This window comes from Streptomyces sp. C, from assembly GCF_000158895.1.
Lineage (GTDB): Bacteria > Actinomycetota > Actinomycetes > Streptomycetales > Streptomycetaceae > Streptomyces > Streptomyces racemochromogenes.
In genome coordinates this window covers 1,876,033-1,894,146 of record NZ_GG657750.1, presented here as the reverse complement: position 1 = coordinate 1,894,146, position 18,114 = coordinate 1,876,033, and the positions used below count along the sequence as shown (strand labels likewise).

Here is an 18,114-nt window from a genome sequence, read left to right as displayed (position 1 = left end):
CCGCCCCGGCGGGTCAGGCGAGGTGGGTGACCTGCCCGGGGGAGAGCGCGTCGGCCCCGAGCACCCGGACGCCCGCTCCCACGCGGACACCGATTCCGGGCGCCCGGGCCAGGGGCGAGAGGTCGTACTCGCCCCCGTTCAGGAGGGTCAGCCGGGTCAGCTCCGGGAGGTCCAGCAGCGCGGACAGCCCCTGCGGGACGGTGCAGTCGCTCAGGGCCAGCATCTCCAGCCCGGGACAGCGCAGCAGCACCTCGGGGCCGACCTCCGCGTCGATGACCTGCAGCCCCTTGAGGGCGGACGGATCGGGCAGGGCCAGGAAATCGGCCGTCCGCGCGGGGCCGGAGAAGGTCAGCCAGCTCAGCCCCGGCCAGCGGTCGATGCCGTCCAGGGCCAGGTGCGAGGCCCGCGGGTGCAGGTGCAGGTGCCTGAGCCCCTCGGGCGCGGGCAGGTCGGAGACCCGGTCGACGCCGGGCACCGGGTAGTTCAGGAACAGGTACGCCAGCGCCTCCATGCGGGCCAGCGGGGCGAGGCCCAGCCGCTCCGAGGCGTTGACGAGGGTGAGGCTCTCCAGGGACCGCAGCGCGGTCAGCGGGTCGAGGAACGCGATCCGCCGGCAGTCGTACAGGCCCAGGTACTTCAGTTCCTCGAACACCGAGAGGGAAGCCAGGTCCGTCAGGGAACTCTGGAGGAGCACGAGGTTCTCCAGCTGCCTCAGGCCCCTCACCTGCGGCGGCAGACCCCCGCCCCCGGACAGGGCGATCCGCCGGAGCCCGGACAGCCGGGGGAGCACCGCGAGCTGCGCCGGGGTGCGCGCCCACACCTGGACGTCGTCCAGCCGGGTGCGCGCCAGCACGGCGTCCGCGTACTCCTCCACCTGCTCGAAGCGGTCCCAGCCGTCCGCCAGCTCCCACCGCACCTTGTACCGGTCGTCGGGGCGGAACCGTGCCAGCAGCTCCACCGCCTGGTCCCCGCCGATCAGCGTGGCCGTCCGCACCGTGGCCGCCGCCGCGTCCTCCTCCAGGAACAGCGGCTCCGTCAGCAGCTCCAGCACCAGCGGCCCCGCCTTCGCCAGCTCCTCGGCCTGTGCGGGGGTGCGCGGAGGCAGGAGTTCGGCCGTGCGGCGCTCGACCTCGTGGCGTACCGCCGGGTCGAGTTCCGGCGCGTGTTCCAGGCAGGCGGCGGCCAGCAGGACCAGCCGGCCCCGGTACTTCTTCACCTTGTCCGCCCTGGCCAGGATCCGGCGCAGCAGCGTGGCGCGCTCGTCGGGACGCGCGTGCCCCACGGCCATGCGCACCACGTCGTCCCAGGTGTCGTCGTGGGCGTTGCCCACCAGCACGCCCAGGTCGCGGGCCTCGACCGCGGCCTTCGCGCCGAGGTAGTCCTGGAAGGTCCGGTGCACGAAGTGGACCGTGCCCGGGACGGGTTCGCGCAGCAGCCCGCTGCGGATCAGCAGGTGGTTGAAGACCTCGACCGCGGTGCCCTGCGACCGGACCTGCGCCATGGAGTCCAGCCACTCCTCCACCAGTTCCACGACCTCGTCGCAGTCGGCCTCGGCCTGCCCGTTGCGGATGAGCCAGTACGCCAGCCGCTGGAGCAGCACGGTCTGCTCGTCACGGGTGAGCCGGACCCCTTCCACGTCGGTGATCTCCCGCTCGGCGTCCCGCCGTACGAGCAGCATCTCCAGCGCGGCGTCGTACAGCTCCTTGCGGGCCCGGGGCAGCTGCATGCGTCGGTCCCGGTTGAGCGCGCAGAGCAGGGCGCACATCAGCGGGTTGGCGGCGAGCTTGCCCAGATCACGGCGGGTGCTGACCGCCACCCGCAGCGAGGCCTCGTACTGGTCGACCGTCGCCCGCTGGGCTTCGTCGGAGCACTCGGCGCGCGCGGCGGCGTGCCAGTGCCCGATGAAGGAGCCGACGTCCTCCCGTTCCATGGGCAGCAGGGAGTGGGCCGTGAAGGACTGTCCCGCGAGCCAGTCCTCGGGAACCGCCGAGGGGCGGGTGGTCACCACGTACCGGGCGTTGGGGAAGGCGGAGATCAGGCGGCGCAGCCACATCTGCGTGCGCCCCCGCAGGCGCAGCGGTACCTCGTCCACCCCGTCGACCAGGACCAGGGCGCGTCCCTCGCTCATGACGCCCTCGACCCAGCCCGGCGGAGGGGTCAGCGGAACCCCGGACTCGGGCAGGAACTCCGCCGGGAGCGGCAGGCGTTCGGTGGTGGTGAAGGAACGCAGCCGCAGGACGAACGGCACACAGGCGTTCCACGGGGCGAGGGCGCCGCTGAAGGAGCGCCGGGCGGCGTTGACGGCCAGCCACTGCACGAGGGTGCTCTTGCCGGAACCCGCGGGGCCGCGCAGCAGCGTGCGTTCGGCGGAGGCCAGCGCGTCGTCCGCCCTGCGGACCGTGCGGTGGGAGGCGGGGTTCCCGGGGAGCAGCTGCTCCCCGCTCACCGCGAGGCTTATGTAGGCCACGTCCAGCGGCCATTCCTGCGGGGAGCGGCTGAGGGTGATGCCGAAGAGCTGGAGCCGTCCGTGGGTGTCGGCGATGTAGGCGGCGTACCGCTGCTCGAAGGCGTGGGCGGTGCCGTCCGCGTCCTGCTTCTTGAGGTCGTCCACCGCCCGGGCCAGGTCGCCGGTGCGCCGCACGAGGTCGACCGCGACCCGCGGGGCGAAGGCCGGCAGGCTCGTCATGTGCTCCACCGCGTGTCTGCAGCTCTGGGCGACCAGTTCCCGGTACAGGGCCTGCGCGGCGTCGCCGAGGCCCGCCGGCGGGGTGTGGGCCAGGACGCGGTCCGCGAGGGCCTCGGGCGAGAGGTCCAGGGCGAGCAGGTCGTCCATGTCCAGGGCGCCCAGGGCGGCGAAGGCGTCGCCGACCGCGTCCACCGCGGCCAGCCGCTCGTTCTCGGGCAGCGCGGCCGAGGCCGCGTCGAGCCGTCCGGCCAGCGTCTCGGTGAGCCGGCGGACCTCCGGGTCGCGCAGTTCCGCCGGGGGCTTGAACCAGCGACGGCCGGGCGGGACCGGGGCGGGGGCCAGGCCCGCGCCGGGGGACCGCGCCAGGAAGGACTTGACCACGGCGCTCGCGGCGGTGCCCGCCACCCGTAAGAGAACGCTTTCCACACCCGTCACAGGACCTCCCCGATCCGGTCGCCAAGTATCCCGGGTACCGGCGGTAACTTCGTCGGATACCGATCGGTAACAACCTCTAGCGGCACCCCCGAAAGCGCCTCTATGGTGCGGTCATGCCGAACCTGCCCGATGTCGTGCTGTGGTCCATACCCGCCTTCGTGCTGCTCACCGTCATCGAGGTGGTCAGCTACCGGATCCATCCCGACGAGGACGCCGCCGGGTACGACACCAAGGACGCGGTGACCAGCGTCACCATGGGGATCGGCAGCATCGGCTTCGACCTGCTCTGGAAGATCCCGGTCGTCGCGGTCTTCACCGCCGTCTACGAACTCACCCCGCTGCGGGTGCCGTTCCTGTGGTGGACCGCCCTGCTGATGCTGCTCGTCCAGGACTTCCTCTACTACTGGCAGCACCGGCTCCACCACGTCATCCGGATCCTGTGGGCCTGCCACGTCGTCCACCACAGCAGCCGCAGGTTCAACCTCACCACCGCCCTGCGCCAGCCCTGGACCAGCGCGACCACCTGGTGGTTCTACCTGCCGATGGTCGCCCTCGGCGTGCACCCGGCCGCGATCCCCTTCTGCTACGGCATCAACCTGCTCTACCAGTTCTGGGTGCACACCGAGCGGATCGGCAAGCTCCCGCGGCCCTACGAGTACGTGTTCAACACCCCCTCCCACCACCGCGTCCACCACGCCTCCCAAGGCGGCTACCTGGACCGCAACTTCGGCGGGATCCTGATCGTCTGGGACCGGATGTTCGGCTCCTGGGTGGGGGAGACGGAGCGGCCCGTCTACGGGCTGACCAAGAACATCGGCACCCACAACCCGCTGCGCGTCGCCACGCACGAGTACGCCGCCATCGCCCGCGACGTACGCGCCGCCCACAGCTGGCGCGAGCGCGCCGGGCGGGTGTTCCGGGGGCCGGGCTGGCAGCCCGCAGCCCAGCGCGCCGAAGCCGCGCGGGCCGCGGCCGCCGCCACCCCCGCGGCGTCGGCGCCGGAGCGCGCCGCGTGAGCGCCGCGGGGACCCGTACGCCCTCGTGGGCCGTGCGGCCCGCGGCCGCCGGGCGGACCGGGCGCGTGCTGCTCGCCGGCTTCGCCGCGGCCGCCGCCGCCGACCTCGGCTCGCTGCTGGCCGGCTGGCACCTGGGGCACGTCCTCGCCAAGCCGCTGCTGATGCCGCTGCTGGTGGCGTACGTACTGACCCTCCGCGCGCCCCGGCTGCTGGTCGCCGCCCTGCTCTTCGGCTGGGGCGGGGACCTCGCGCTGCTCTTCGACGCCGAGCCCGCCTTCCTCGTCGGCATGGGCTCCTTCGCCGCCGGGCACGTCTGCTATCTGGTCCTGTTCGGGCGGGGGCGGACGAGCCCCGCGCTCGGGGGCGCGTACGCCCTCGCGCTCGTCGGGACCGTCGCGCTGCTGTGGCCCGACCTGCCGGCCGGCCTGCGGATCCCCGTCGCCGGGTACAGCCTGCTGCTCACCGCCATGGCCTACCGCTCCAGCGCCCTGGGGCGCGCGGCGGGCGCCGGCGGGGCGCTGTTCCTGCTCTCCGACACCCTCATCGCGACCGGGGTCGCCGAATGGCCCCAGCTGCCGCGACCCGACTTCTGGATCATGGCCACCTACCTCGCGGCCCAGTACCTGCTGGCCACGGGCGCGATCACTCGCGGGCAGGCGTACGGTAGGGAAGTCATACAAGACTGAACGACTTCATCCGGAGGGCTGCACCACCATGCGCGCCACCGTCATCCACGCCCCGCACGACATCCGCGTGGAGGAGGTGCCCGACGCTGCGATCCAGCGCCCCGAGGACGCCGTCGTCCGCGTCCTGCGCGCCTGCATCTGCGGCAGCGACCTGTGGGCCTACCGCGGCGAGGCCGCGCGTCAGCCCGGCCAGCGGATCGGGCACGAGTTCCTCGGCGTCGTCGAGGAGACCGGCTCCGCCGTCTCCGGCCTGAAGGCCGGGGACCTGGTCGTGGCCCCCTTCATGTGGTCCGACGGCACCTGCGACTACTGCTCCGAGGGCCTGTACACCTCCTGCGTGCACGGCGGCTTCTGGGGCTCGGTCGGCTTCGACGGCGGCCAGGGCGAGGCCGTCCGGGTCCCGCACGCCGACGGCACCCTGGTGAAGCTGCCCGCCGCGGCCGCCTCCGACGACCACCTGCTGACCGGGCTGCTCGCGCTGTCCGACGTCATGGGCACCGGCCACCACGCCGCCCTGGGCGCGGGCGTCCGCGCGGGCTCCACCGTCGCCGTCGTCGGCGACGGCGCGGTCGGGCTGTGCGGCGTCCTCGCGGCCAAGCGGCTCGGCGCCGAGCGGATCATCGCGCTCGGCCGGCACAGCGCCCGTACGGACATCGCCAAGCTGTTCGGGGCCACCGACGTGGTCGCCGAGCGCGGGGAGGCCGCCGAGGCCGCCGTCCGCGAGCTGACCCGCGGCCAGGGCGCGCACGCCGTCATAGAGGCGGTCGGCACCGAGCAGTCCATGCGGACCGCCGTGAACATCACCCGCGACGGCGGCGCCATCGGCTACGTGGGCGTCCCGCACGGCAGCGGCACCGGCCTCGACCTCGGCGTGATGTTCGACCGGAACATCACCCTGCGCGGTGGCGTGGCCCCGGTCCGGGCCTACATCCCCGAGCTGCTGGAGGACGTGCTGAGCGGCGCGATCGACCCGGCCCCCGTCTTCGACCGCGCCGTCTCCCTGGACGAGGTCCCGGACGGCTACCGGGCGATGGACGACCGCAGCGCGCTGAAGGTCCTGATCAAGCCCTGACCCGGGCGGCGCACGCGCGAGGGCCGGACGGGGGAGCACCCCGCCCGGCCCTCACGCGTTCACGCGTCCGGACTGGCCGTCGCCGCTACTGGACGGCCTTGAGCGCGTCCACCACGCCCGAGCCGTAGTACGCCGTCTGGCCCCACTTGGCGGTGCAGGTGGTGGCGTTGACCAGCTTGCCGGTGGCGTCGTAGATCTTCTCCGGGCAGGCGACCTTCGTGGCCTGGGCCTTCAGCATGGCCTGGAGCTGCGAGGGCGTGGCGTTCGGGTGGGCGCTCTTGAGGAGCGCCGCGACGCCCGCGACGTGCGGGCTGGCCATCGAGGTGCCCTGCTTGTAGCCGTAGCCGCCGCCCGGGACGGTCGACAGCACGCGGCCGTTGGCGTCCGGGGTGGCCGGGACCTGCCACTTGTCCCCGCCGGGGGCCGCGACGTCGACGACGCCCAGGCCGTAGCTGGAGTAGTACGACTTGAGGCCCTTGTCGCCCGTCGCGCTCACCGTGACCACGCCCGGCAGCTGGGTGGGCAGGTCCAGGCAGACCTTCGGGTCGATGGTGCGCGGCACCGGGGTGCTGTCGTTCGGGCTGGTGGTGTCCTCGATCGAGTCCGCCGCCAGGTCGTGGTTGGAGTTGCCGGCCGAGGCCACGCTGAGGACGCCCTTGCGCTCGGCGTACTTGGTGGCCCGGGTGAGGGCCTCCACCAGCGCCTTCTGGTCGTCGTCGTTCTTGCAGGTGTAGTTCCACGGGTCGACGTAGTAGCTGTTGTTGGTCACCTCGATCCCCTTCTCGGCGGCGAACATGAAGCCGCAGACGACCGCCTCGGTGTAGAAGAGGCTGGTCCCGGGCTCGCTCACCTTGATGCCGGCGACCTTCGCGCCCGGCGCGACACCGCTGACGCCGATCCCGTTGCGGGCGGCGGCTATGGTGCCGGCGACGTGGGTGCCGTGGTCGCTGCCGTTGGGGTACGGGCGCCACGCCCCGTCGGTGGTGTCGGCGACGCCGCCGACACAGTTGGCCGACTGCTCCTTGGAGAAGTTGGGGGCCAAGTCGGGGTGAGTGTCGTCGACACCCGTGTCGATGACGCCCACGGTGACGTCGGGGCTGCCATCGTTGATCTTGTGCGCCGCGTCGGCCTTGATAGCCCGCAGGTCCCACTGGTTGGACTCCAGGGGTTCCTGGCCCGGCTCGGCCTGCTCCGCCGCCTTCGCGGCGTCGGCCGCGCTCAGCGTCTGGGTCGTGCCCTCCTCGGTGGTCTGCACCGCCTTCAGGGCGGTCGTACGGGTGGCGCCGACCGACGCGAAGAGGCCGCGCTGCGCCCGCAGCTGCTTGGCGAAGTCCGGGTTCTCGGAGTGCGCGACGATGACCCCGATCTGCTCGTGGGCGACCACGACCGTCCCACCGGCCCGCTCGACGGCCTTCTTCGCCGCCGTCGCCGTGGCGTACACGTTCAGGTTCGCCACGTAGGACAGCTTCGGGCCGGTGGCGGCGGGCTTCGCGGCCGTCACCGAGTCCGCCGTGTTGCCCAGCGGGGTGGCCGAGGCGGCCACCGAGGGCAGGAAGGCGAGCGAGGCAGTGAGCGCCAGGCCGACCGGTACGGCGAGAGTCCGCCGGCGGCCGTGTCCCAGATGAGCCATGGGTTCTCCACATCATCCGCGAAAAAGCCGTCCGCACGCGGTCGCGTCGGACGGGTTCATGACACGCGAACCTAGCGCTGACGTTCCTGTTTGCGCCATCAGTTCGAGAAAGAAGTTCTCAAAGAATCAGCGGGTGTTGAACCGTCCCGACACGCCGGCCGTGCCGTTGACAGGGGGGATCAGCACCACCGTCCCCCCACACGGAGGTTGTTTTGTCCGTCGTCCCCACCGCACCCGCGTCACAAGGAGAACCCCCCGTGACCACCGAAGCAGCGCCGCCGCCGGGCGGCGCGGGACCGGCCCCGGCACTCCCGTCGGCCGAAGAGTTCACGCGCGTCCAGCAGAGCCCCGAATTCGCCGAACTGCGCGGCTCCTACCGGTCCTTCGCCTTCCCGCTCACCGTGGCCTTCATCGCCTGGTACCTGCTCTACGTCCTGCTGTCCAGCTACGCGGGCGGCTTCATGGGGACCAAGCTCTTCGGCAACATCAACGTCGCCCTGGTCCTCGGCATCGCCCAGTTCCTGACGACCTTCCTGATCGCCTGGCTCTACTCGCGGCACGCCGCCGCCAAGCTCGACCCCAAGGCCGAGGCCATCAAGAAGCGCATGGAGGCCGGAGCATGACCCCGAGCGCGCACACCCTCCCCGGCCTGACGTCCGCCGCCGGGGCGAGCGAGCACCGCCCGCTGATCATCACCCTCTTCGGGCTGTTCGTCGTCGCCACCCTCGTCATCACCGTCTGGGCCGGCCGCCAGACCAAGGACGCCGCCGACTTCTACGCCGGCGGCCGCCAGTTCACCGGCTTCCAGAACGGCCTGGCCATCTCCGGCGACTACATGTCCGCCGCGTCCTTCCTCGGCATCGCCGGAGCCATCGCCCTCTTCGGCTACGACGGCTTCCTCTACTCCATCGGCTTCCTCGTCGCCTGGCTGGTGGCCCTGCTGCTGGTCGCCGAGCCGCTGCGCAACTCCGGCCGCTACACGATGGGCGACGTCCTCGCCTACCGGATGCGCCAGCGGCCCGTCCGCACCGCCGCCGGCACCTCCACCATCGTGGTCTCGATCTTCTACCTGCTCGCCCAGATGGCCGGCGCCGGCGTACTCGTCTCGCTGCTCCTCGGCATCACCAGCGACGGCGGCAAGGTCGCCGTCGTCGCCCTGGTCGGCCTGCTGATGATCGTCTACGTCACCGTCGGCGGGATGAAGGGCACCACCTGGGTCCAGATGGTCAAGGCCGTCCTGCTCATCGCGGGCGCCCTGCTGATCACCTTCCTGGTGCTGCTGAAGTTCGACTTCAACGTCTCCGCCCTGCTGGGCCAGGCCGCGGAGAACAGCGGCCAGGGCACCAAGTTCCTGGAGCCCGGGCTCAAGTACGGCAAGGACGGGCTCACCAAGCTCGACTTCATCTCCCTCGGCCTCGCCCTGGTCCTCGGCACCGCCGGCCTGCCGCACATTCTGATCCGCTTCTACACCGTCCCCACGGCCAAGGCCGCCCGCAAGTCCGTGAACTGGGCCATCGGCATCATCGGCGCCTTCTACCTGATGACCATCGCCCTCGGCTTCGGCGCCGCGGCCCTGCTCAAGCGGGCCGACATCCTGGCCTCCAACAAGGCCGGCAACACCGCCGCACCGCTCCTCGCCCAGGAGATCGGCGGCGGCCCCGACTCCACCGGCGGCGCCGTCCTGCTCGCGGTGATCTCCGCGGTCGCCTTCGCCACCATCCTCGCCGTGGTCGCGGGCCTGACCCTGGCCTCCTCATCTTCCTTCGCGCACGACATCTACGTGAACGTCATCCGCAAGGGACAGGCCACCGAGAAGGAGGAGGTGCGCGCCGCCCGCTGGTCCACCGTGGTCATCGGCGCCGTCGCCATCTTCCTCGGGGCCCTCGCCCGCGACATGAACGTGGCGGGCCTGGTCGCCCTCGCCTTCGCGGTCGCCGCCTCCGCGAACCTCCCGACGATCCTCTACAGCCTCTTCTGGAAGCGCTTCACCACCCGGGGCGCGCTGTGGTCGATCTACGGCGGGCTGATCGCGGCGGTCGGCCTCGTCCTCTTCTCGCCCGTCGTCTCCGGCAAGCCCACCTCGATGTTCAAGGACGCCGACTTCTACTGGTTCCCGCTGGAGAACCCGGGGATCATCTCCATCCCCCTCGGCTTCCTCCTGGGGTGGCTGGGAACGGTCCTGTCCAAGGAAGAGGCCGACCCGCAGAAGTTCGCCGAGCTGGAGGTACGCTCCCTCACCGGCACCGGAGCCCACTGACGGCTGACCGGATGCCCCCTGCGGGGGCTCCCCGGAACCGTACGAACACCGTGCGTGGCCGCGTCGTACTTCCCTACGACGCGGCCGCGTTACGTATCGTTCATTCGGGCATCCCTCCCTGACACACAGGTCGCGTACGCTCGAACTGACGAAACCTCTAGATCCGGACAGGGGAGGGGGCCCACAGTGCTTCTCGACACGTACGGCCGCGTGGCCACTGACCTGCGCGTCTCACTCACCGACCGGTGCAACCTGCGGTGTACCTACTGCATGCCCGAGGAGGGCCTGCAGTGGCTGGGAAAGTCCGATCTGCTGAGTGACGAGGAGATCGTCCGGCTGATCCGCATCGCCGTGACCAGCCTCGGCATCACCGAGGTCCGCTTCACCGGCGGGGAGCCGCTGCTGCGGCCCGGCCTGGTCGGCATCGTGGAGCAGTGCGCGGCCCTGGAACCCCGCCCCAAGATGTCGCTGACCACCAACGGCATCGGCCTCAAGCGCACCGCCCAGGCCCTCAAGGCCGCCGGCCTGGACAGGGTGAACGTTTCCCTCGACACCCTGAGGCCCGAGGTCTTCAAGACCCTCACCCGCCGCGACCGCCACCACGACGTGATCGACGGCATGGCCGCCGCCCGCGAGGCCGGCCTGACCCCCGTCAAGGTCAACGCCGTCCTGATGCCGGGACTGAACGACGACGAGGCGCCCGACCTGCTCGCCTGGGCCGTGGAGAACGAGTACGAACTCCGCTTCATCGAGCAGATGCCCCTGGACGCCCAGCACGGCTGGAAGCGCGAGGGCATGATCACCGCCGGGGACATCCTGGCCTCCCTGCGCACCCGCTTCACCCTCACGGAGGAAGGCGCCGAGGAGCGCGGCTCGGCCCCGGCCGAGCGCTGGGTCGTCGACGGCGGCCCGGCCACCGTCGGCGTCATCGCCTCCGTCACCCGCCCCTTCTGCGGAGCCTGCGACCGCACCCGGCTCACGGCCGACGGCCAGGTGCGTACGTGCCTGTTCGCCACCGAGGAGTCGGACCTGCGCTCCGCGCTGCGCTCGGGCGCCCCGGACGAGGAGATCGCCCGCCTGTGGAAGGTGGCGATGTGGGGCAAGAAGGCCGGGTCCGGACTCGACGACCCGTCCTTCCTCCAGCCCGACCGCCCCATGTCGGCGATCGGCGGCTGACACCCCGGGCCGGCTACGGGCGTTCGCGCTCGGAGCCCTCGGGCTGGACCCACTCGTCCAGCTTCACGACGTCCTTGAGGAAGCCGCGGACCCCCAGGAACTGGGAGAGGTGTTCGCGGTGTTCCGCGCACGCCAGCCAGGTCTTGCGCCGCTCCGGCGTGTGCAGTTTCGGGTTGTTCCACGCCAGGACCCAGACGGCCGCGTCGCGGCAGCCCTTGGCGGAACAGGTGGGGGTTTCGGGAGAAGTCACGGCCCCAACCCTACAAACGGAAGGGCGACGCCGGGCAGCCACGGGGGGAGCTGCCCGGCGTCGGTCCGTCGCTCCGACGGGGGATGCGGAGCGCGTAGGCAGTATGTCACGCACGACCCCGTGGGGTGCACCGGAACTTCATGATTGATCTGAGCTTTTATTGAGGTTTCCCGCGTCCAGTGCCGGGCGCACAGGGGCCGGGATGAAGTTCGACGGCAGATTGGGCGTCGACTCGCGCCCCGCGTTGGCGATGACGACGGCGATGTACGGCAGCAGCAGGCCGGCGGCCAGCGTCACGACGGCCACATGGCGCTCCACGTTCCACAGGACCACCGTGGCGACCACCGACAGGGTCCGGATCCCCATCGAGATGACGTACCGGCGCTGGCGCCCCCGTACGTCCTCGGCGAGACCCATCCGGGCCCCCGTGATCCGGAAGACCTCGGGTCCGTTCCGCTTCGTCCGCTGCATGCTCCACCGCCCGATCCGCCCGCCGGACACTCCCCGGTCCGGACCACTCCACGGTACGCCGCCCGCCCCGGGGCGAGCAGAGGGGGTGTCCCCCGAACGGGAGTGTCCGAAATGCGTCGTACGCCGGATGGGTCGAGACTGGGCCCACATGCGCACAACGCGCCACGAGGAGGCTCGACATGCAATGGTTGTGGGCGATCATCGTCGGTTTCGTGCTGGGCCTCATAGCCCGGGCCATCCTGCCGGGCAGGCAACACCAGCCGCTGTGGCTGACCACCCTCTTCGGCATCGTCGGCGCCATCCTCGGCAACGCCGTCTCGCGCTGGGTCGGCGTCGAGGACACGAAGGGCATCGACTGGCTCCGGCACCTGTTCCAGCTCATCGGGGCCGTGGTCATCGTCGGCCTCGGCGACATGGTCTACATGGCCCTGCGGGGCGGCAGACGCCACACGGTCTGACCCGGCCCCTCCGCCGTGCTCCGTACGCGTCAGGCGCCGGTGACCTCCACCGCGGCCAGGTTCTTCTTGCCGCGGCGCAGCACCAGCCAGCGCCCGTGCAGCAGGTCCTCCGGTGCGGGGACCGCGTCCTCGGCGGTCACCTTCACGTTGTTCACGTAGGCGCCGCCCTCCTTCACCGTCCGGCGGCCCGCGGACTTGCTGGCGACCAGGCCGGTCTCCGCGAACAGGTCCACGACCTGCGCCAGCTCGGTGACGCGGGCGTGCGGCAGCTCGGAGAGGGCCGCGGCCAGCGTGGCCTCGTCCAGCTCCGCCAGCTCGCCCTGGCCGAACAGCGCCTTCGACGCGGCGATCACGGCGGCGCACTGGTCCGCGCCGTGCACCAGCGTGGTCAGCTCCTCCGCCAGCGCCCGCTGGGCGGCCCGCATCTGCGGACGCTCCGCGGTCTGCGCCTCCAGCTCCTCAAGCTCCTCACGGGACCTGAAGGACAGGATCCGCATGTAGGTGGAGATGTCCCGGTCGTCCACGTTCAGCCAGAACTGGTAGAACGCGTACGGGGTGGTCATCTCCGGGTCCAGCCAGACGGCACCGCTCTCGGACTTGCCGAACTTGGTGCCGTCGGCCTTGACCATCAGCGGGGTCGCCATCGCGTGCACGTGCGCCGCCGGCTCGACCCGGTGGATCAGGTCGAGGCCCGCCGTCAGGTTGCCCCACTGGTCGGAGCCGCCCTGCTGGAGGGTGCAGCCGTAGCGGCGGTACAGCTCCAGGAAGTCCATGCCCTGGAGCAGCTGGTAGCTGAACTCCGTGTAGCTGATGCCCTGCTCGGAGTCCAGCCGCTTGGCGACCGAGTCCTTCGTCAGCATCTTGTTGACGCGGAAGTGCTTGCCGATGTCCCGCAGGAACTCGATGGCGGACAGCCCCGCCGTCCAGTCCAGGTTGTTCACCATGACCGCCGCGTTCTCGCCCTCGAAGGACAGGAACGGCTCGATCTGCGTGCGCAGCCGGTTCACCCAGTTCGCGACCGTCTCCGGGTCGTTCAGGGTGCGCTCCGCCGTCGGACGCGGGTCACCGATCTGGCCGGTGGCCCCGCCGACCAGCGCCAGCGGCCGGTGCCCGGCCTGCTGGAGCCGGCGCACGGTGAGCACCTGCACCAGGTGCCCCACGTGCAGGGAGGCCGCGGTCGGGTCGAAGCCGCAATAGAACGTGACGGGACCGTCCGCGAAGGCCTTGCGCAGCGCTTCTTCGTCCGTGGACTGGGCGAACAGCCCGCGCCACTTCAGTTCGTCGACGATGTCCGTCACGGTCTCTCGACTCCTTACGAATTGTGGAAATGCCGAGCTCAGTCTAGGTGGATCAGACGCCCTTGCTGACCGAACTCATGTTGAAGTCCGGGATGCGGACAGGCGGCATCGCGGCCCGCGTGAACCAGTCGCCCCACTCCCGCGGAAGGGTCTTCTCGGTACGCCCCGCCTCCGAGGCCCGCGACAGCAGGTCCACCGGCGACTCGTTGAACCGGAAGTTGTTCACCTCGCCCGTGACCTGCCCGTTCTCCACCAGGTAGACCCCGTCCCGGGTCAGGCCGGTGAGCAGCAGCGTGGCCGGGTCCACCTCGCGGATGTACCAGAGGCAGGTCAGCAGCAGACCCCGCTCGGTGCCCGCGACCATCTCGTCCAGGGACTTCTCGCCGCCCCCGTCCAGGATCAGGTTCCCGAACGCCGGGGACAGCGGCAGCCCGGTCAGCGCGGCGCTGTGCCGGGTCGTGGTCAGCCGGGCCAGCTCCCCCTCCTTGATCCACTCCGTCGCCGGGACCGGAAGGCCGTTGTCGAAGACCGACGCGTCGTCGCCCGAGCTGTGCGCGATCACGAACGGCGAGGACTCCAGGCCCGGCGCGTTCGGGTCGCTGCGCAGGGTCAGCGGCAGCCGTGACAGCCGCTCCCCGATCCGGGTGCCGCCGCCGGGCCTGGAGAAGACCGTCCGGCCCTCCGCCGCGTCCCGGGCCGCCGCCGACCACATCTGGTAGATCAGCAGGTCGGCCACCGCGGTCGGCGGCAGCAGGGTCTCGTACCGGCCCGCCGGCAGTTCGACCTTCCGCTCCGCCCAGCCCAGGCGCACGGCCAGCTCCGCGTCCAGGGCCGTCGGGTCCACGTCCTTGAAGTCCCGGGTGGCCCGGCCGGCCCAGGCCGAGCGCAGCCGGTCGGGGGACTTGGCGTTGAGCTCCAGGGTGCCGTTCGGCTGGTCGTGGCGAAGCCGCAGCCCCGTCGAGGTGCCGACGTACGTCGAGGTCAGCTCGTGGTTGGCGAAGCCGTACAGCTCGCGGCCGCCCGCCCGGGCCCGGGCGAAGGCCTCGCCGAGGGCCGGGGCGAAGTCCGCGAACACGGCCGAGGAGGTCTCGTCCGGCGCGTCGGTGAAGTCCGGGGAGGCCGGGGTGCCGGTCACCAGCGGCTGGGCGTCCTCGGCGGGACCGCCCGTCCGCGCGGCGGCCTCGGCGGCCCGGACCAGCGGCTCCAGGTCGGCGGCGGTGACGGCGGAGCGCGAGACGACCCCCGAGGCCGTGCCCTCCTTGCCGTCGACGGTGGCGATGACGGTCAGGGTCCGGCCGCGGGTCACCCCGTTGGTGGTGAGCGCGTTCCCGGCCCAGCGCAGGTTGGCGCTGGACTCCTCGTCCGCGATGACGACGCAGCCGTCGGCGGTGGACAGCTCCAGGGCCCGCTCGACGATTTCGTGGGGCTTCGTGCGGTTCGGCGACATCAGCGTCCGGCCTCCTGGGTGGTGTTCAAGATGTTCACGTCGCGGAACAGGGCCGACGGGCAGCCGTGCGAGACCGCCGCGACCTGCCCCGGTTGGGCCTTGCCGCAGTTGAAGGCGCCGCCCAGGACGTAGGTCTGCGGGCCGCCGACCTTCTCCATGGAGCCCCAGAACTCGGTGGTCGTGGCCTGGTACGCGACGTCGCGCAGCTGTCCGGCCAGCTTGCCGTTCTCGATCCGGAAGAAGCGCTGCCCGGTGAACTGGAAGTTGTAGCGCTGCATGTCGATCGACCAGGACCGGTCGCCGACCACGTAGATCCCGCGCTCCACCCCGCCGATCAGGTCCTCCGTGGAGAGCCCGCCCGGATCCGGCTGGAGCGAGACGTTCGCCATCCGCTGCACGGGCACGTGCCCGGGGGAGTCGGCGTACGCGCAGCCGTTGGAGCGGCCGAGCCCGGTCAGCCGGGCGATCCGCCGGTCGGTCTGGTAACCGGCCAGGGTGCCGTCCTTGACCAGGTCCCAGCTCTGCGCCTCGACGCCCTCGTCGTCGTAGCCGATGGTGGCCAGACCGTGCTCGGCGGTGCGGTCACCGGTCACGTTCATGATCGAGGAGCCGTACTTGAGCTTGCCCAGCTGGTCGAAGGTGGCGAAGGAGGTCCCGGCGTACGCGGCCTCGTAGCCCAGCGCCCGGTCGAGCTCGGTGGCGTGGCCGATGGACTCGTGGATGGTGAGCCACAGGTTGGACGGGTCCACGACCAGGTCGTACCGCCCGGCCTCCACGCTCGGGGCCCGCATCTTCTCGGCGAGCAGGGCCGGGATCTGCTCCAGCTCGGCGTCCCAGTCCCAGCCGGTGCCGGTCAGGTACTCCCAGCCGCGCCCGGCGGGCGGGGCGATCGTGCGCATCGAGTCGAACTCGCCGGTGGTCCCGTTGACGGCGACCGCCGTGAGCTGGGGGTGGATCCGGACCCGCTGCTGCGTGGTCGAGGTGCCCGCGGTGTCGGCGTAGAACTTGTTCTCGTGGACGGCGAGCAGCGAGGCGTCCACGTGCGCCACGCCCTCGGCCGCCAGCAGCCGCGCGCTCCAGTCGGCGAGCAGCGCCGACTTCTCGGCGTCCGGCACCTCGAAGGGGTTGACGTCGTAGGCGGAGATCCAGGTCTTGTCGGCGTGCACCGGCTCCTCGGCCAGCTCCACCCTCTCGTCCGAGCCGGCCGCCTTGATCACCTGGGCGGACAGCTTCGCCATGGCCACGGCCTGCGAGGCCACCCTGGCGGCGCCGTCCATGGTCAGGTCGACGCCGGAGGCGAAGCCCCAGCTGCCGCCGTGCACCACCCGGACCGCGTAACCGAGGTCGGTGGTGTCGGAGCCGCCGGAGGGCTTGGCGTCGCGCAGCCGCCAGGAGGCGCTGCGGATCCGCTCCAGCCGGAAGTCGGCATGGTCGGCGCCCAGCGCGCGGGCCCGGGCGAGTGCCGCGTCGGCGAGCGCCCGCAGGGGCAGCGCGGTGAAAGCCGCGTCGATGGAATGGGCCACGGAAGTCCTCCCGGGGTCGGGGCCGGTCGCCCCGATCATGTCGCGCCCGGGGCGGCTGTGCCTACATCTTTCTGTAGGGACTCGACAGAGCGGATCGCGAGGCCCTGTCGGAGCCCGATTCTCCGGATGCCCGGCGCGGCCTATAGGTTTTTGCACATCAGACCGCTAGCGAAAGGGTGATCCGTTGAGCCGCTCGGTTCTCGTCACCGGAGGAAACCGGGGCATCGGCCTCGCCATCGCCCGAGCCTTCGCAGAGGCCGGCGACAAGGTCGCCATCACGTACCGTTCGGGCGAGCCCCCGCAGGAGCTCACCTCCCTCGGTGTGCTGGCGGTGCGCTGTGACATCACCGACTCCGAGCAGGTGGAGCAGGCCTACAAGGAGATCGAGGAGAAGCACGGCAACGTCGAGGTGCTGGTCGCCAACGCCGGCGTCACCAAGGACACGCTGCTGATGCGCATGTCGGAGGAGGACTTCGCGTCCGTCGTCGACACCAACCTCACCGGCACCTTCCGCGTGGTCAAGCGCGCGAACCGCGGCATGCTCCGCGCCAAGAAGGGCCGCGTCGTCCTGATCTCCTCGGTCGTGGGCCTGCTGGGCTCCGCCGGCCAGGCCAACTACGCCGCCTCCAAGGCCGCGCTGGTGGGCTTCGCCCGCTCGCTCGCCCGCGAGCTGGGCTCCCGCAACATCACCTTCAACGTGGTCGCCCCCGGCTTCGTGGACACCGACATGACGAAGGTGCTCACCGACGAGCAGCGTGCGGGCATCGTGGCGAACGTGCCGCTCGCCCGCTACGCGCAGCCCGAGGAGATCGCGGCAGCCGTCAGCTTCCTGGCGTCCGACGACGCCGCGTACATCACCGGAGCCGTCATTCCCGTTGACGGCGGATTGGGCATGGGTCACTGATCACCATGAGCGGAATTCTCGAGGGCAAGCGCATCCTCATCACGGGTGTGCTGATGGAGTCCTCCATCGCTTTCCACACCGCCCGGCTGGCCCAGGAGCAGGGCGCCGAGGTCATCCTCACCGCGTGGCCGCGGCCCTCGCTGACCGAGCGCATCGCCAAGAAGCTGCCCAAGCCGGTCAAGGTGATCGAGCTCGACGTCACCAACGACGAGCACCTCGCCCGCCTGGAGGGCCTCGTCCGTGACGAGCTCGGCGGCCTCGACGGCGTCGTGCACTCCATCGGCTTCGCCCCGCAGGACGCCCTCGGCGGCAACTTCCTGAACACCCCGTTCGAGTCGGTCGCCACCGCCATGCACGTCTCGGCGTTCTCGCTGAAGTCGCTGACGATGGCCTGCAAGCCGCTCTTCCCGGCGGAGGGCGCGGCCGTCGTCGGCCTCACCTTCGACGCGCAGTTCGCCTGGCCGCAGTACGACTGGATGGGCCCGGCCAAGGCCGCCCTGGAGGCCACCAGCCGTTACCTGGCCCGCGACCTGGGCAAGGAGAACATCCGCTGCAACCTGGTCTCGGCCGGCCCGCTCGGCTCGATGGCCGCGAAGTCCATCCCGGGCTTCTCCGACCTGGCCGACACCTGGAACCACCGCTCCATGCTGGAGTGGGACATGAGCGACCCGGAGCCGACGGGCCGCGGTGTGGTCGCGCTGCTGTCGGACTGGTTCCCGAAGACCACCGGCGAGATCGTCCACGTGGACGGCGGCCTGCACGCGATGGGTGCCTGATCCCGGGACCACCCCCCGTACCGCGGCGA

16 protein-coding genes are annotated in these 18,114 nt (G+C 71.4%); 9 read left to right on the top strand and 7 right to left on the bottom strand.

Annotated features, from left to right (window positions below; translation table 11 throughout):
• Window positions 1-13: 13 nt before the first annotated feature.
• Window positions 14-3,121 carry an NACHT domain-containing protein gene (locus tag SSNG_RS44780; RefSeq protein WP_050779577.1) on the bottom strand — a complete coding sequence of 1,036 codons (3,108 nt, stop codon included), beginning with the start codon at window positions 3,119-3,121 and terminating at the stop codon, window positions 14-16.
• Window positions 3,122-3,234: 113 nt separating this feature from the next.
• Here SSNG_RS44780 and SSNG_RS08325 point away from each other — a divergent pair, with 113 nt between their 5' ends.
• Genes SSNG_RS08325 through SSNG_RS08315 form a run of 3 tightly spaced genes read left to right on the top strand, consistent with a single transcriptional unit; the run spans window position 3,235 to window position 5,895 of the window.
• A complete protein-coding gene (locus SSNG_RS08325) occupies window positions 3,235-4,137 on the top strand; it encodes a sterol desaturase family protein (RefSeq protein WP_007263370.1) in 903 nt (300 codons plus the stop codon).
• Between the two features lie 32 nt (window positions 4,138-4,169).
• Window positions 4,170-4,823, top strand: a complete 654-nt coding sequence (locus SSNG_RS08320; protein ID WP_042803109.1) for a lysoplasmalogenase — start codon at window positions 4,170-4,172, stop codon at window positions 4,821-4,823.
• Window positions 4,824-4,851: 28 nt separating this feature from the next.
• Window positions 4,852-5,895, top strand: coding sequence for a zinc-dependent alcohol dehydrogenase family protein (locus SSNG_RS08315; RefSeq protein WP_007263368.1), 1,044 nt, complete (start codon window positions 4,852-4,854; stop codon window positions 5,893-5,895).
• Window positions 5,896-5,980: 85 nt separating this feature from the next.
• On the opposite strand, the gene SSNG_RS08310 is transcribed toward SSNG_RS08315, so the two are convergent.
• Complete coding sequence (locus tag SSNG_RS08310; protein ID WP_007263367.1) at window positions 5,981-7,525, bottom strand: S8 family serine peptidase; 1,545 nt, start codon at window positions 7,523-7,525, stop codon at window positions 5,981-5,983.
• A 257-nt stretch (window positions 7,526-7,782) separates the two neighbouring features.
• Here SSNG_RS08310 and SSNG_RS08305 point away from each other — a divergent pair, with 257 nt between their 5' ends.
• The 3 genes from SSNG_RS08305 to moaA all read left to right on the top strand — a co-directional run bounded on the left by SSNG_RS08305 (window position 7,783) and on the right by moaA (window position 10,958).
• Window positions 7,783-8,148: a DUF485 domain-containing protein gene (locus tag SSNG_RS08305; protein ID WP_007263366.1), complete on the top strand. Its 366-nt coding sequence runs from the start codon at window positions 7,783-7,785 to the stop codon at window positions 8,146-8,148.
• Window positions 8,145-9,782: a cation acetate symporter gene (locus SSNG_RS08300; protein ID WP_007263365.1), complete on the top strand. Its 1,638-nt coding sequence runs from the start codon at window positions 8,145-8,147 to the stop codon at window positions 9,780-9,782. The genes SSNG_RS08305 and SSNG_RS08300 overlap by 4 nt, the downstream gene beginning before the upstream one ends.
• Before the next feature lie 186 nt (window positions 9,783-9,968).
• Complete coding sequence (gene moaA, locus SSNG_RS08295) at window positions 9,969-10,958, top strand: GTP 3',8-cyclase MoaA (RefSeq protein ID WP_007263364.1); 990 nt, start codon at window positions 9,969-9,971, stop codon at window positions 10,956-10,958.
• Window positions 10,959-10,971: 13 nt separating this feature from the next.
• Here moaA and SSNG_RS08290 read toward each other — a convergent pair whose 3' ends face one another.
• Window positions 10,972-11,208, bottom strand: coding sequence for a hypothetical protein (locus SSNG_RS08290; RefSeq protein WP_007263363.1), 237 nt, complete (start codon window positions 11,206-11,208; stop codon window positions 10,972-10,974).
• A gap of 138 nt (window positions 11,209-11,346) precedes the next feature.
• On the bottom strand, window positions 11,347-11,679 hold the full coding sequence (locus SSNG_RS08285; protein WP_042803107.1) for a DUF3099 domain-containing protein: 333 nt from the start codon (window positions 11,677-11,679) through the stop codon (window positions 11,347-11,349).
• A gap of 179 nt (window positions 11,680-11,858) precedes the next feature.
• Here SSNG_RS08285 and SSNG_RS08280 point away from each other — a divergent pair, with 179 nt between their 5' ends.
• Window positions 11,859-12,137, top strand: coding sequence for a GlsB/YeaQ/YmgE family stress response membrane protein (locus SSNG_RS08280; protein ID WP_007263361.1), 279 nt, complete (start codon window positions 11,859-11,861; stop codon window positions 12,135-12,137).
• A 29-nt stretch (window positions 12,138-12,166) separates the two neighbouring features.
• Here the strand turns inward: SSNG_RS08280 and tyrS are convergent, their stop codons facing one another.
• From tyrS to SSNG_RS08265, 3 genes are read right to left on the bottom strand one after another with little or no spacing between them, the layout of a single operon-like run.
• Window positions 12,167-13,435 carry a tyrosine--tRNA ligase gene (gene tyrS / locus SSNG_RS08275; protein ID WP_007263360.1) on the bottom strand — a complete coding sequence of 423 codons (1,269 nt, stop codon included), beginning with the start codon at window positions 13,433-13,435 and terminating at the stop codon, window positions 12,167-12,169.
• A 52-nt stretch (window positions 13,436-13,487) separates the two neighbouring features.
• Window positions 13,488-14,882 (bottom strand): TldD/PmbA family protein, encoded by a 1,395-nt coding sequence (locus SSNG_RS08270; protein WP_042800742.1) that lies wholly within the window; start codon window positions 14,880-14,882, stop codon window positions 13,488-13,490.
• A complete protein-coding gene (locus SSNG_RS08265) occupies window positions 14,882-16,405 on the bottom strand; it encodes a TldD/PmbA family protein (RefSeq protein ID WP_007263358.1) in 1,524 nt (507 codons plus the stop codon). The genes SSNG_RS08270 and SSNG_RS08265 overlap by 1 nt, the downstream gene beginning before the upstream one ends.
• Before the next feature lie 184 nt (window positions 16,406-16,589).
• On the opposite strand from SSNG_RS08265, the gene fabG reads away from it, so the two are divergent.
• Together fabG and fabI are read left to right on the top strand one after the other, a co-directional pair.
• A complete protein-coding gene (fabG, locus tag SSNG_RS08260; protein WP_007263357.1) occupies window positions 16,590-17,309 on the top strand; it encodes a 3-oxoacyl-[acyl-carrier-protein] reductase in 720 nt (239 codons plus the stop codon).
• Between the two features lie 5 nt (window positions 17,310-17,314).
• Window positions 17,315-18,085, top strand: coding sequence for an enoyl-ACP reductase FabI (fabI, locus tag SSNG_RS08255; protein ID WP_007263356.1), 771 nt, complete (start codon window positions 17,315-17,317; stop codon window positions 18,083-18,085).
• Window positions 18,086-18,114: the final 29 nt, after the last annotated feature.

Coding starts and splice junctions, on each gene's coding strand:
- SSNG_RS08325 (WP_007263370.1), top strand. CDS start 3,235: ATGCCGAACCTGCCCGATGTCGTGCTGTGGTCCATACCCGCCTTCGTG.
- SSNG_RS08315 (WP_007263368.1), top strand. CDS start 4,852: ATGCGCGCCACCGTCATCCACGCCCCGCACGACATCCGCGTGGAGGAG.
- SSNG_RS08310 (WP_007263367.1), bottom strand. CDS start 7,525: ATGGCTCATCTGGGACACGGCCGCCGGCGGACTCTCGCCGTACCGGTC.
- SSNG_RS08300 (WP_007263365.1), top strand. CDS start 8,145: ATGACCCCGAGCGCGCACACCCTCCCCGGCCTGACGTCCGCCGCCGGG.
- SSNG_RS08285 (WP_042803107.1), bottom strand. CDS start 11,679: ATGCAGCGGACGAAGCGGAACGGACCCGAGGTCTTCCGGATCACGGGG.
- SSNG_RS08280 (WP_007263361.1), top strand. CDS start 11,859: ATGCAATGGTTGTGGGCGATCATCGTCGGTTTCGTGCTGGGCCTCATA.
- SSNG_RS08270 (WP_042800742.1), bottom strand. CDS start 14,882: ATGTCGCCGAACCGCACGAAGCCCCACGAAATCGTCGAGCGGGCCCTG.
- fabI (WP_007263356.1), top strand. CDS start 17,315: ATGAGCGGAATTCTCGAGGGCAAGCGCATCCTCATCACGGGTGTGCTG.